The sequence below is a fragment of the Saccharopolyspora rhizosphaerae genome (assembly GCF_003931915.1).
In the GTDB taxonomy this organism is placed as follows: Bacteria; Actinomycetota; Actinomycetes; order Mycobacteriales; family Pseudonocardiaceae; genus Saccharopolyspora; species Saccharopolyspora rhizosphaerae.
In genome coordinates, this window is the sequence record NZ_RSAA01000004.1 from 130698 (window position 1) to 143600 (window position 12903).

Here is a 12903-nt window from a genome sequence, read left to right on the forward strand (position 1 = left end):
CCCGCCGTCAACGACCCGAGCGGGTCCACGCACCCAGAACTGGGCGCCTCGGGCACCCACGTCGAGTTTACGGTGTTCGTCGTCAAGAACCGAGAGCCGCAGCGGCGCAGCTCACCTCAGCCGAGGAGGTCCTGGACGACCGCGTCGGCCAGCAGGCGCCCGCGGTCGGTGAGCACGCAGCGCCCCCCGGCCAGCGCTTCCGGGACCAGCAGACCGTCGGCGGCGGCCTGCTCGGCGGAGCGGAGCCCGTCCTCGTCGAGGGCGTCGAGCGCCAGACCGCTGCGCACGCGCAGCTCGAGCATCACCCGCTCGATGCGCTGGTCCTCGGCGGTGAGCACCTCGCGAGCCTGGGCCGGCGAGCGGCCCTCGGCCAGGGCCGCCGCGTAGCGGGCGGGGTGCTTGAGGTTCCACCAGCGGACCCCGCCGACGTGGCTGTGCGCGCCGGGGCCCGCGCCCCACCAGTCGCCGCCCTGCCAGTAGCCCAGGTTGTGCCGGCACTCGGCGTCGGCGTCGCTCGCCCAGTTGGACACCTCGTACCAGTGCAGACCGGCCTCGCCGAGCTTGGCGTCGAGGAGCTCGTAGCGGTCGGCGAGGACGTCCTCGTCCGGCATCGGCAGCTCGCCGCGGCGCACCTTGCGGGCCATCGCGGTGCCGTCCTCGACGATCAGCGAGTACGCGGAGACGTGGTCCACACCGGCTTCCAGCACGGCGTCGAGGGAGGCTTCGAGGTCCTGCTCGCGCTCGCCCGGGGTGCCGTAGATCAGGTCCAGGTTGACGTGCTCGAACCCCGCCGCGCGGGCCTCGCGGGCGGCGGCCACGGCACGTCCCGGCGTGTGGGTGCGTTCGAGGACGCGCAGGACGTGCTCGGCGGCCGATTGCATGCCGAGGGACACACGCGTGAAACCGGAGGTTCGAATCCGTTCGAAGAACTCCGGCGAGGTCGACTCCGGGTTCGACTCGGTGGTGACCTCAGCCCCGGCTGCCAGGCCGAATGTGTCACGAATCGCACCCACCACCGAACCGAGCCGTTCGGGGCCCAGCAACGAGGGCGTTCCGCCTCCCACGAAGACCGTCTCGGCGGCCGGCGCGGGCCCCTCCGAGAGCACCTCCGCGCCCAGCTCCAGCTCGGCTCGCAGACCCTCCAGCCAGCTGTCGAAACCGGCGGACGATCCCAGCTCATCGGCGGTGTAGGTGTTGAAGTCGCAGTACCCGCAGCGGGTGGCGCAGAAGGGCACGTGGACGTAGACCCCGAAGGGGCGCGACCCCAGCCCGGTCAGGGCCGTCGCGGGGAGGCTCCCGTCGGCCGGGGCGGGTTCGCCGGTGGGGGGTTGAGCAGGCACGCTTCCACTGTCTCACCATGCGGATGGGGTTGGATCCGCTGGTTCACGCGTGGCAGGCTTCCCGACGTGGGTGCGACTGCGCTGGAGCTGCTTCTGGTCGCCCGCAGGTACGTTGACCTGCGGCGGGTGGCCAGCGCGCTTTGCCTCGGCACGGTCTGATCCCCCGCCGTCTTCTTTCACTGTCCAGTCGGCGCAGGGCCTCCGAGGAGTGAGAGCCGTCACGCCGACGGTGCTTCACGCGGGGGTTTTCGCGCCTGAAAGTCCCGGAGGTAGCGGACATGGTTCCCCCGACGGAATCGCCTGCTCGTCCTGCACGCAAGCGCAAGGGCCGCGGCGAGGGCCAGTGGGCGCTCGGCTACCGCGAACCCCTCAACGCCAACGAGCGCTCCAAGAAGGACGACAACCCGCTCAACGTCCGCCAGCGGATCGAGAACATCTACGCCCACCGGGGTTTCGACTCGATCGATCCGGGTGACCTGCGAGGCCGCTTCCGCTGGTGGGGGCTGTACACCCAGCGCGCGCCGGGCATCCCCGGTGCGCGCACGGGCACGATCGAGCCCGAGGAGCTCGACGACAGCTACTTCATGATGCGCGTGCGCATCGACGGCGGAGCGCTGACCACCGAGCAGCTGAGCGTCATCGGCGAGGTGTCGCAGACCTACGCCCGCGACACCGCCGACATCACCGACCGGCAGAACGTCCAGCTGCACTGGGTGCGGGTCGAGGACGTGCCGACGATCTGGGAGAAGCTCGAGGGCGTCGGCCTGTCGACCACCGAGGCCTGCGGCGACTGCCCGCGCGTGGTGCTCGGTTCGCCGGTGGCCGGCATCGCGGCCGACGAGATCATCGACGCCACCCCGGCCATCGCCGAGATCACCGAGCGCTACATCGGTGACACGTCGCTGTCGAACCTGCCGCGCAAGTTCAAGACCGCCATCTCCGGCTCGCCGCGCTGGGACACCGTCCCGGAGATCAACGACGTCTCGCTGGTCGGCGTGGTGCACCCGGAGCACGGCCCGGGCTACGACTTGTGGGTCGGCGGCGGTCTGTCGACCAACCCGAAGCTGGCCGTGCGGCTGGGCGCCTGGGTCCCGCAGGAGGAGGCCGCCGAGGTCTGGCACGGCGTCGTGCAGATCTTCCGCGACTACGGCTACCGCCGCCTGCGCAACCGGGCCCGCCTGAAGTACTTGGTCGCCGACTGGGGCGCGGAGAAGTTCCGGCAGGTGCTGGAGGACGAGTACCTGGGCCGCAAGCTGATCGACGGTCCCGCGCCGGAGACCCCCTCGGGCCACCGCGACCACCTCGGGGTCCACGAGCAGGTCGACGGCAACTACTACGTGGGCGTCAAGTCGGCCGCGGGCCGGGTCAGCGGTTCGACGCTGATGGAGGTCGCCAAGGCCGCCGAGCGCGCCGGCTCCACGCGGGTGCGCACCACGGTGGAGCAGAACCTGCTGGTCCTCGACGTGGCTGAGTCCGAAGTGGACGGCCTGACCGCGGACCTGGCGGAGCTCGGGCTGCACGCCGACCCGTCGCCGTGGCGGCGCGGCGTGATGGCCTGCACCGGCATCGAGTTCTGCAAGCTCGCGATCGTGGAGACCAAGCAGCGCGCCATCGACCTGGTCAACGACCTGGAGGCGCGGCTCGCCGACGTGCAGGCCGGTGTGACCGACCCGGTGACGATCAACCTCAACGGCTGCCCGAACGCCTGCGCCCGGACCCAGGTCGCCGACATCGGCCTCAAGGGCCAGATGGTCCCGGACGGCAACGGCAACCAGGTCGAGGGCTTCCAGGTGCACCTGGGCGGTGGCCTGGCCATCGACACCGGGTTCGGCCGGAAGATCCGCGGCCACAAGGTCATCGCCTCCGAGGTCGGCGACTACGTGGAACGGCTCGTGCGCCACTACCTCGACCAGCGCGAGGAGGGCGAGCGGTTCGCGCAGTGGGTGGCCCGCGCCGAAGAGGACGACCTCAAGTGAGCGAGCGTGCGGTGCCGCAGTGCTGCCCGTTCTGCGGCGACGAGGACCTCACCCCGGAGGAAGAACCCGCCGGGGCTTGGAAGTGCCACGCCTGCCTGCGCGTCTTCACCGTGCGGATGATCGGGCTGGCGCTGGGAGGGAACGGAGACTGATGACCGCCGAAACCACCACCACGGAGATCGGGTCCCGGCGCAGCGACGAGGAGCTCAAGGCCCTCGTCGAACGCGCCGCCCCGGAACTCGCCGAGGCCACCGCCGAGGAAGCCCTGCGCTGGGCCGCGGACAACTTCGGTGACGGCAGGCTGATCGTGGCCTCCAACATGCAGGACGCGGTGCTCGTCGACCTGGCCGCCAAGGCCATGCCGGGCGTCGAGATCCTGTTCCTGGAGACCGGCTACCACTTCGCCGAGACCCTCGGCACGCGCGACGCGGTCGAGCAGGTCTACGACGTCAAGGTGGTCAACGCCCGCCCGCAGCAGACCGTCGCCGAGCAGGACCAGGCCGAGGGGCCGCGGCTGTACGAGCGCAACGCGCAGCGCTGCTGCTTCCTGCGCAAGGTCGTGCCGCTGCGCGGCACCCTGGCCCGCTACGAGGCCTGGGTGACCGGTGTGCGCCGGGTCGAGGCACCGACCCGCGCGAACACGCCGATCCTGACCTGGGACGACCGCAACGGGTTGGTGAAGGTCAACCCGTTGGCGGCCTGGTCCGACGAGGAGGTGCAGCGCTACATCGACGACAACGGGGTGCTGGTCAACCCGCTCGTGCCGGCGGGATACCCGTCCATCGGGTGCCAGCCCTGCACCGCCAAGCCGGCGCCGGGAGCCGACCCGCGCAGCGGGCGCTGGGCGGGCAGCTCCAAGACCGAGTGCGGACTGCACGGCTGAGCTTTCAGCCCACGACGAGAGCGACTTCGACCCCGGGTGCGGGTGTCCGGGAGACGACGGAGGGGAAATGACCACAGCAGACACCGAGGTGTCCGCGCCGCCGCAGGTGGACAACCTGGCTGCGCTGGAGTCCGAGGCGATCCACATCTTCCGCGAGGTGGCCGGCGAGTTCGACCGCCCGGTGATCCTGTTCTCCGGCGGCAAGGACTCCACGGTGCTCGTGCACCTGGCGATCAAGGCTTTCTGGCCGGCGCCGGTGCCGTTCCCGCTGCTGCACGTCGACACCGGGCACAACTTCCCCGAGGTGCTGGACTTCCGCGACGACATCGTCGAGAAGCACCAGCTCCGCCTGGTCGTGGCCAAGGTGCAGGACTACCTCGACGACGGGCGGTTGCAGGAGCGCGCCGACGGCACCCGCAACCCGCTGCAGACCCAGCCGCTGCTGGACGCCATCACCGACAACAAGTTCGACGCCGTCTTCGGCGGGGGACGCCGCGACGAGGAGCGCGCTCGAGCCAAGGAGCGCATCTTCAGCCTGCGCAACGCCTTCGGCCAGTGGGACCCGCGCCGGCAGCGCCCGGAGCTGTGGAACCTCTACAACGGACGGCACCGCCCGGGTGAGCACGTGCGCGTGTTCCCGCTGTCGAACTGGACCGAGCTGGACATCTGGCGCTACATCCAGCGCGAGAAGATCGAGCTGCCGCAGATCTACTACGCGCACCGCCGCGAGGTCTTCCAGCGCGACGGCATGTGGCTGACCTCGGGTCCGTGGGGCGGTCCGCGCGACGGCGAGAGCCCGGAGTCCAAGACGGTGCGCTACCGCACGGTCGGGGACGGCTCGTGCACCGGTGCGGTCGAGTCCGAGGCCTACACGGTCGACGACGTCATCGCCGAGGTCGCGGCCAGCCGCCTGACCGAGCGCGGCGCCACGCGAGCGGACGACAGGATTTCCGAGGCCGCCATGGAAGACCGAAAACGAGAAGGCTACTTCTGATCCAGTGGGGTTCGTGACGGCTTGCGTGGCGGTGCGAGCAGCGGAACCCGAGCGTCCTCGCCACGAAGCCTCAAAAGCCCCGGCGGTGCCAGTGGCTCGGGCGGGGTGAAGAGGAAGCGCCTCCTGCGCTCGCCTGACGTCCCCAGCCGCTCGATCCCACGACACCAGAACCTTTCCCGACAGCTACGCCCTTACCACCAGGAGTGGGTTTCCAGATGACCGAGACCACGACCCGCACCGCCCCGGACAGCGGTACCGAGGTGACCCTGCCGGTGCACACCGACCTGCTGCGACTGGCCACGGCGGGCTCCGTCGACGACGGCAAGTCCACGCTGGTGGGGCGCCTGCTGCACGACACCAAGTCGGTGCTGGCCGACCAGCTCGACGCGGTGCACCGGGCCAGCGCGGACCGCGGGCTCGCCACCCCTGACCTGTCGCTGCTCGTCGACGGCCTGCGCGCGGAGCGGGAGCAGGGCATCACCATCGACGTGGCCTACCGCTACTTCGCCACGCCGAAGCGCACCTTCGTGCTGGCCGACACGCCGGGCCACGTGCAGTACACCCGCAACACCGTGACCGGGGCCTCGACCGCGCAGCTGGCGGTGCTGCTGGTCGACGCCCGCAACGGCGTCGTCGAGCAGACCCGGCGGCACGCGGCCGTGCTGGCGCTGCTGGGCGTGCCGCAGCTGGTCCTCGCGGTCAACAAGATCGACATGGTCGACTTCGACGAGGCGACCTTCACCAGCATCGCCGAGGAGTTCTCCGCCCACGCCAAGGCGCTCGGCTACGCCGACGACGCCGTGACGACCATCCCCGTCTCGGCGCTGCTGGGCGACAACGTCGTGGAGCGCTCGGAGAACACGCCGTGGTACTCCGGTCCGTCGCTGCTGGAGCACCTGGAGAACGTCCCGGTCGCGCCGGACCCGCACGACGCGCCGTTCCGGATGCCGGTCCAGTACGTGATCCGGCCGCGCACCGCCGAGCACCCGGACTACCGCGGCTACGCCGGCCAGGTCGCCGCCGGTGTGGTCAAGGCCGGTGACGAGGTCGTCGTGCAGCCGGCCGGTGTGCGCACCACGGTGTCCAAGGTGGACACCGCCGACGGCGAGCGCTCCGAGGCCGCGGCCGGGCACTCGGTGACGCTGCTGCTCGAGGACGACGTCGACATCTCGCGCGGTGACCTGATCGCCGCGGCCGAGACCGCTCCGGTGCTGACCGACGAGCTCGACGCCACGGTGTGCTGGCTGGCCGAGAAGGCGCTGAACCCGGGCGCGAAGCTGCTGGTCAAGCACGGTGCGCGGACGGTGCAGGCGATGGTGACCGAGCTGTCGGCGCGCTTCGACGAGCAGCAGCTGACCAGCGTGGCAGCCCCGGACTCGTTGCAGCTCAACGAGATCGGCCGGGTGCAGCTGCGCACCGCCGAGCCGCTGCCGGTCGACGACTACGCCGAGAGCCGCCGCAACGGATCGTTCCTGGTGATCGACCCGTCCGACGGCACCACGCTGGCCGCCGGCATGATCGGTGTCCCGCTGGCCCCGTTCGCCGAAGCATCGCGATGACCACCGCGCCCCTGGTCGCCGTCGCGCACGGCAGCCGGGACCCGCGCTCCGCCGAGACGATCCACCGGCTGCTGGGCGTGGTCCGCGCGCTGCGGCCGGAACTGGACGTGCGCGTGGCGTTCCTGGACCTGTCCGAGCCGTTGCTCGGCGAAGTCCTGGACGCCGTGCGCGCCGACGGGCACCGGGAGGCCGTGGTCGTGCCGCTGCTGCTCGGCCACGCCTTCCACGCCCGCGTCGACGTGCCCGCCGCCGTCGCCGACGCGCAGCAGCGCCACCCGGACCTGCGGGTGCGCATCGGGGACGTGCTCGGCCCCGACCCGCGCCTGGACGCCGCCGCGTGGCGGCGGTTGCTGGACGCCGGCGCCGATCCGGACGACCCGGAGCTCGGCGTGCTGCTGGCCGGTGCGGGCTCGTCGCACGCCCCGGCCAACCGGCTGGTGGCCGACGTCGCCGCCCGCTGGCAGGCGCTGACCTCCTGGACCGGCACGGTCGCGACCTTCGCGGCCGCCGCAGCGCCCGACGTGCCCGCTGCGATCGAGGCGCTGCGGGCCCGCGGTGCGCGGCGGTTCGCCGTCGGGTCCTGGTTCCTGGCACCGGGACTGCTGCCGGACCGCATCACCGACCTCGCCACGGCGCACTCGGACCGTCCGCTGATCGCCGGGCCGATGGCCGACGACCTGGGTGTGGCCGACCTCGTGCTGCACCGCTACGACCTGGCGACGCTCGAGGTCCCGCTGCCCGCGCTGGCCTGAGCCCGAGGCGCGTGACCGTCGCGCGCGCAACAGGTTGGCGAGAACTCGCCAACTGGGTTCTCGACCGCACCCAGGGCGTCATGATGTGATCTGTGCCGTTAACGCCAGGGTCGCGCGCGCAGGGGGTCACCACCTGATGAGTTCGATCCCCCACCTGATCGCCCGGGTGCACCCTGAGCTCGCGCGCAGCGAGCAGGACAAGTCCTGCCACTTCTTCCCGCTTCCGAGCGGCGGCCCGCTCCCCGAAACCCTGCGCGCCTACTGCGGTTTCAGCATCGCGCCCGGCCAGGCCGAGGCGCTCGAAGGTCCTGCCGGGATGCCCTGCCTGGGGTGCCTGATGGCGGCAGCCCTGTCCGACTGAGCTCACCGCTCCTCCCGACCGCAACTCCCTCGGACGTGTCGGGCGTGTGATCCGCCGGACTCCACGCCGCCAAGTTTCACGCAGAGTTGTTCACTCAAAGACTACGATTCACCCCAAGAGGTCATGAGAGAGTGCATGGCGGCGTCTGAACGGGGTACCGGCAGCTCACCGTGCACAGTTCAGCCGCCATGCCGCGCTTTCAGGTGACCGTCGCTGTGGGGGCGATCAATGCAAGGCTGGACAGGGAGTCAGGGACAGCAGGGCGAGATGAACACGCAGCAGCCGAGCCGACCGGTCATCACACCGGCCATGCGGGAGCAGGCCAAGAAGCAGCCCAACACCTGGCTGTACGTGGTCGACCCGATCTTCACCGACCCCAACGCCGAAGTGCCACCGTGGGGGTTCATCGGCGGGTACCGCGTCGACGAGCACGGTGAGATCACCGACGACTTCTCCCCCAACCCGAACTACCGGCCCTCTCCCGTGGCGCTGCGGCTGCCCGCGCCGAAGAACGACGTCGAGCGCGCCCTGCAGCTGACCACCACCGGTTACGCGCAAGGCCAGGCACTGCTGGCCGCGATGCTCGACGCCGAGCTGATCCTGTTCGCCCAGCCGCAGGGCACCGGGCTGTTCACGATGGAGCACGAATCGGGTCGTCGTCAGCTGCAGGTGTTCACCTCGGAGGGCTTCCTGCCGCCGAACTGGACGACCTGGCAGCGGATGACCGGCAGGCAGGTGGCCACCCACCCGCTGGCCGGCATCGACCTGCAGATCAACCCCACCAGCCCGGTGAAGGCCCGGATGCCCGGTGAAGACCTGGTCGCGGTCGCCGCCTCGGTCCCGCCGAAACCGCCTGCGGTGCCCATGTCCCCGCCGGCAGGCACCCCGATGACCCCGGGCCCGCCCGCGTCCCCGCCCACGGGCACCACGACGTCTCCACCCTCGGGCACCGCGATGTCGCCGCCCGCCGGGACCGCCGTGCCCGGCACCGGGTCCGACGCGCCGACCAAGACCGTGCGGGTCGGTCCCGGTGGACCCGCCGCGCCTCCGGCACCCGCCGCTCCCGCTCCTGCCGAGGCCGTCGAGGCCGAGGAACCCGCCGAGGCCGGCGGAAGCGAGTTCGAGCAGCGGTTTCTCGGAGCGGTGCTGGCCGGCGCGATCGGTGACGCGCTGGGCGCACCGGTGGAGTTCTACCCGATCGACCAGATCCGCAGCCGCTTCGGTGAGGACGGCGTCACCGAGTACGACCGCAGCGGCGAGCACCCCGGCGAGTTCACCGACGACACCCAGCTGGCCCTGTTCACGCTGGAAGGCCTGATCCGCGCGCACAGCCTGGCCCGCAGCGGCGACTCCGCCGGCCCGCTGCCCGCCGTTCAGCTCGCCTACCAGCGCTGGCTGCACACCCAGGGCTACGCCTGGATGCGCTCGGCCGGGCCGTTCGCGGCCAAGCACCCCAAGGCCAACGGGTGGCTGGTCGAGCAGACCGACCTGTTCGCCGTGCGTTCGCCCAACAGCACCACCATCAGCGCGCTGCGCGAGTTCGCCTCCGTCGGAGCTCCCGGCACCTTCGAGCGGCCGATCAACGACTCCGACGACTGCGGCGGCGTGGTCCGCGCGGCACCCGTCGCGCTGTGGTCCGACGACCCGCGCTCGGTCTTCGAGCTCGCGGCCGCGACCGCCGCGCTGACCCACTCGCAGCCCAACGCCTACCTGCCCGCCGGTGTGCTGGCGGTGCTGGTCCACCGCCTGCTGCGCGAGGAATCGCTGACCGAGGCGCTCGAGACGGCGCGCGAGCTGCTCACCGCCTACCGCGACCACGAGGACACCGCCCGCGCGCTGCGGACCGCCGAAGAGCTCGCGCAAAAGGGCAAGCCGACGCCCGAGGAGCTGCGGGACGCGCTCGGCAGCGGCTGGGCCGGGCACGAGGCGCTGGCCATCGCCGTGTGCGCGGCGCGGTGCACCGAGACCGTGGCCGACGCGCTCATGGTCGCGATCAACCACTCCGGCGACAGCGACTCGACCGGCGCGATCTGCGGCAACATCGTCGGCGCCCAGCACGGCACCGCCGCGCTGCCCGGCGTGTGGCTGCGCGATCTGGGCCAGCGCGAGGTCGTCGAGGCGCTGGCCAAGGACGGCCTGCTCGAGTTCCGCGGCGCCCCGCCCACCGGGGACGCGTGGGCCAAGCGCTACCCGGCCTCCGGCGACGTCTCGGACCTGGACTTCGCCTCCTCACTGCCGCGCGCGGAAGCCGAAGAGGTGCAGGAGCCGACCGAGGACGAGGACGAACCGGCCGCCGATCCCGCCCCGGAGGTCGAATCGGTCGTCTCGCCACCGGAATCTGCCACGCCGCCACCGCCGTCCTCGCCGGAAGACCTGCGCACGCAGCGGATCCTGGGGATGCTGCTGGGCACCGCCGCGGGTGACGCGCTCGGCTTCCCGATCGAGGCCGACACGCTGACCGACATCCGCGCCAAGTTCGGCGATTCCGGTCTCATCGACTACGTCGACGGGCACCGGCCGGCCGGGTCGATCAGCGACGAGACGCAGCTGACCGCCTTCACCACCGAGGGTCTTGTCCGCGCCGCGACCGCCCGCCGCCAGACCGGCTCGACCGATCCCGCAGTGCACGTCCAGCAGGCCTACCAGCGCTGGCTGCACACCCAGGGCGTCGCCTGGTCCGAGACCGGCGGCCGCGGCGAGCAGCCCGACGGCTGGCTGATCGGCCAGCGCGAGCTGTTCGACCGCCGGGTCCGGGGCATGACCACCGTGCAGGCACTGCGCGGTCACGCCGGTGGCCAGGAACGGGGGTCGCTGGAGAAGCCGCCGAACGACGCGGCCGACTGGGGTGCGGTGGTGCGCGCCGCGCCCGCCGCGCTGTGGTCCGAGGACCCGGCGGAGGCGTTCCGCACCGGTGTCCGCACCGCGGTCCTCACCCACGGCCACGTCAGCGCCTACCTGCCCGCCGGTGCGTTGGCGCTGCTGGTGCACCAGCTGCTGGCCAACCGCTCGCTGCCGCAGGCGGTCGACCGGGCCCTGCTGGAACTGTCCGAATGGGACGGTCACGAGGAAACGATCACCGCGCTGCGCAAGGCCGTCGAGCTGGCCGCGACCGGCACGCCCACCCCGGAGCAGATCGAGGAGGCCTTCGGCACCGCGCACTCCGGCGCCCAGGTGCTGGCGATCGCGGTCTGCGCGGCGCTGACCCACCCGGAGTCGTTCCCGGAGGCGCTGGTGCTGGCCGCCAACCACTCCGGCGCCAGCGACTCCACCGCGTCGATCTGCGGTGGCATCATGGGCGCCGCGCACACCGCGGCCGCGATCCCGCAGCACTGGCAGGAGAAGCTGGAGCTGCGCGAGACCTTGGAGTTCCTCGCCGCGGACGCCGACCTGGAGTTCGGTTCGAACCCGCCGTCCGGCCAGCTGTGGGCGGCTCGGTACCCGGTTCCCGAGGAGGAGCCCGCTCCCGAGGAGCCCGCGGAGGAGGCATCGGCGCCGCAGGAGGCCGAGGCGGCCGAGGCCGTCGTCGAGGCCGACCCGGAACCCGACGAGGAGCAGGCCCCTGCCGACCAGGCCCCGACCGACCAGGCCCCGACCGACGAGGGCTCGACCGACGAGGGCTCGACCGACGAGGCCGAGCAGACCGCAGCCCAGCACGAGTCCGCCGGGCACGTCTCCGCCGACGAGGACACCGTGGACGCCGCCACGGAGCGGACGCCGGTCGCGGCGCTCCCCGCCGAGGAGTCCCCTGCGGACGATGTTCCGGCGTCCGCCGAGTCCGAGGACTCCGGCGACGAAGGGCTCTCCGACGAGGAGCTCCGGCTGCTGCTGGCGTGGCGCAAGTTCCGAGACAACGACGACGGTGGCAACAGCGCCGACCTCACCCAGGGACTGCACAAGCTCCTCGTGGAGGCCTTCGGCGAGGAACGCGCCGCGCAGCTCATCGGCGAGGCCACCGCCGAGGAGGACGAACCCGCAGAGGAGCCCGAGCTCGAGGCAGCCGAGGAAAGGCAGGTCCGGCCCACCCGCCGGGAGCGGTTCACCGGCTGCGTGCTCGGTGCCGCGGTCGGCGACGCCCTCGGGGCGCCGTGGATGTTCAGCGACCTGCTCACCACGCTGCGCGAGAACCCCGACGGCGTGCGCGAGTACGCCGAGCTGTTCGGCCGTCGCGGCACGGCGACCGCCTACACCCAGCAGACCGCCTTCGTGCTGGCCGGTTTGAACGGGCCGAACCCGGACCGGCCGTCGCTGGTGCGGGCCTCGCTGCGGGACTGGGTGCGCACCCAGGGCGGCCGTCCCATGCCGGACGGCGGCGGCAAGCTCGCCCAAGTGGAAGCGCTTCGCGCGCAACGTTTCCCGGACGAGGCGACGCTGACCGCGGTGGCCCGCTGGGGCGATCGCAGCGAGAACCCGACACCCGGCAACCCGCCGAACGACGCCCGCAACGCCGCCGCCACCGCGCGCGGCGCGGTGGTCGGCTTCGAGGTCAGCGACCCGGCCGAAGCGATCACGCTCGGCATCGGCATCGGCGTGCTCACCCACGGCCACCCGGACGGTCACCTGCCCGCGGCGGCGCTCGCGGGCCTGGTGTCCGGCATCGACGGCGGCCGGACGCTGGTCGACTCCGTGGAGTTCGTGCTCGCCGAGCTCGACCGCGTGGAGGGCGCCGAGAACACCGTCCGCGGCTTGCGCGCAGCGTTGGAGATCGCCACCGGCGGACCGGTGTCGCCGACGGTGCTGGAGTCGCTGGGACTGGGCTGGAACGCACCGGAAGCGCTGGCCATCGCCGTCGCGGCCGCGTTGTCGCACCCGACCTCGGTGGCCGACGCGATCTCGCTGGCGGCCACGCACGCGGGCAACAGCGCTGCGACCGCCGCGATCTGCGGCGCCCTGGTGGGCACCGCCCGCGGCGCCGGGGAGCTGCCGGAGGAGTGGGTCGGCGGACTGGAGCTGCGGGAGGTCCTGGAACAGCTGCTCGGCGAGGTGGAGATCGCCGAGACCGAGGTGCCCGAACCGGCCGTCCACCACGCCGGGTAGTCCG

10 protein-coding genes are annotated in these 12903 nt (G+C 72.2%); 9 read left to right on the forward strand and 1 reads right to left on the reverse strand.

From position 1 onward, the window contains the following. Positions 1-116 precede the first annotated feature (116 nt). The gene (gene hemW / locus EIL87_RS04075; RefSeq protein ID WP_125088790.1) at positions 117-1340 is read right to left on the reverse strand and encodes a radical SAM family heme chaperone HemW; all 1224 of its coding nucleotides are present in this window, start codon (positions 1338-1340) and stop codon (positions 117-119) included. Between the two features lie 66 nt (positions 1341-1406). On the opposite strand from hemW, the gene EIL87_RS27895 reads away from it, so the two are divergent. The 9 genes from EIL87_RS27895 to EIL87_RS04110 all read left to right on the forward strand — a co-directional run bounded on the left by EIL87_RS27895 (position 1407) and on the right by EIL87_RS04110 (position 12899). Next, positions 1407-1499, forward strand: coding sequence for a putative leader peptide (locus tag EIL87_RS27895; protein ID WP_407690511.1), 93 nt, complete (start codon positions 1407-1409; stop codon positions 1497-1499). A gap of 119 nt (positions 1500-1618) precedes the next feature. After that, on the forward strand, positions 1619-3316 hold the full coding sequence (locus tag EIL87_RS04080; RefSeq protein WP_125088791.1) for a nitrite/sulfite reductase: 1698 nt from the start codon (positions 1619-1621) through the stop codon (positions 3314-3316). Next, complete coding sequence (locus EIL87_RS26980; RefSeq protein WP_199740249.1) at positions 3313-3468, forward strand: hypothetical protein; 156 nt, start codon at positions 3313-3315, stop codon at positions 3466-3468. Before EIL87_RS04080 ends, EIL87_RS26980 begins: the two co-directional genes overlap by 4 nt. Continuing rightward, the gene (locus EIL87_RS04085) at positions 3468-4199 is read left to right on the forward strand and encodes a phosphoadenylyl-sulfate reductase (protein ID WP_125088792.1); all 732 of its coding nucleotides are present in this window, start codon (positions 3468-3470) and stop codon (positions 4197-4199) included. The genes EIL87_RS26980 and EIL87_RS04085 overlap by 1 nt, the downstream gene beginning before the upstream one ends. A 67-nt stretch (positions 4200-4266) precedes the next feature. Continuing rightward, the gene (gene cysD, locus EIL87_RS04090) at positions 4267-5193 is read left to right on the forward strand and encodes a sulfate adenylyltransferase subunit CysD (protein ID WP_125088793.1); all 927 of its coding nucleotides are present in this window, start codon (positions 4267-4269) and stop codon (positions 5191-5193) included. A 215-nt stretch (positions 5194-5408) separates the two neighbouring features. Beyond that, a complete protein-coding gene (locus tag EIL87_RS04095; RefSeq protein ID WP_125088794.1) occupies positions 5409-6752 on the forward strand; it encodes a sulfate adenylyltransferase subunit 1 in 1344 nt (447 codons plus the stop codon). Continuing rightward, on the forward strand, positions 6749-7504 hold the full coding sequence (locus tag EIL87_RS04100) for a sirohydrochlorin chelatase (RefSeq protein ID WP_125088795.1): 756 nt from the start codon (positions 6749-6751) through the stop codon (positions 7502-7504). The genes EIL87_RS04095 and EIL87_RS04100 overlap by 4 nt, the downstream gene beginning before the upstream one ends. Before the next feature lie 136 nt (positions 7505-7640). Next, complete coding sequence (locus EIL87_RS04105; RefSeq protein ID WP_125088796.1) at positions 7641-7865, forward strand: hypothetical protein; 225 nt, start codon at positions 7641-7643, stop codon at positions 7863-7865. Positions 7866-8132: 267 nt separating this feature from the next. Then, positions 8133-12899 carry a type VII secretion system-associated protein gene (locus EIL87_RS04110; protein WP_125088797.1) on the forward strand — a complete coding sequence of 1589 codons (4767 nt, stop codon included), beginning with the start codon at positions 8133-8135 and terminating at the stop codon, positions 12897-12899. The last annotated feature ends 4 nt before the right edge of the window (positions 12900-12903 follow it).

Coding starts and splice junctions, on each gene's coding strand:
- EIL87_RS04080 (WP_125088791.1), top strand. CDS start 1,619: ATGGTTCCCCCGACGGAATCGCCTGCTCGTCCTGCACGCAAGCGCAAG.
- EIL87_RS04085 (WP_125088792.1), top strand. CDS start 3,468: ATGACCGCCGAAACCACCACCACGGAGATCGGGTCCCGGCGCAGCGAC.
- cysD (WP_125088793.1), top strand. CDS start 4,267: ATGACCACAGCAGACACCGAGGTGTCCGCGCCGCCGCAGGTGGACAAC.
- EIL87_RS04095 (WP_125088794.1), top strand. CDS start 5,409: ATGACCGAGACCACGACCCGCACCGCCCCGGACAGCGGTACCGAGGTG.
- EIL87_RS04100 (WP_125088795.1), top strand. CDS start 6,749: ATGACCACCGCGCCCCTGGTCGCCGTCGCGCACGGCAGCCGGGACCCG.
- EIL87_RS04105 (WP_125088796.1), top strand. CDS start 7,641: ATGAGTTCGATCCCCCACCTGATCGCCCGGGTGCACCCTGAGCTCGCG.
- EIL87_RS04110 (WP_125088797.1), top strand. CDS start 8,133: ATGAACACGCAGCAGCCGAGCCGACCGGTCATCACACCGGCCATGCGG.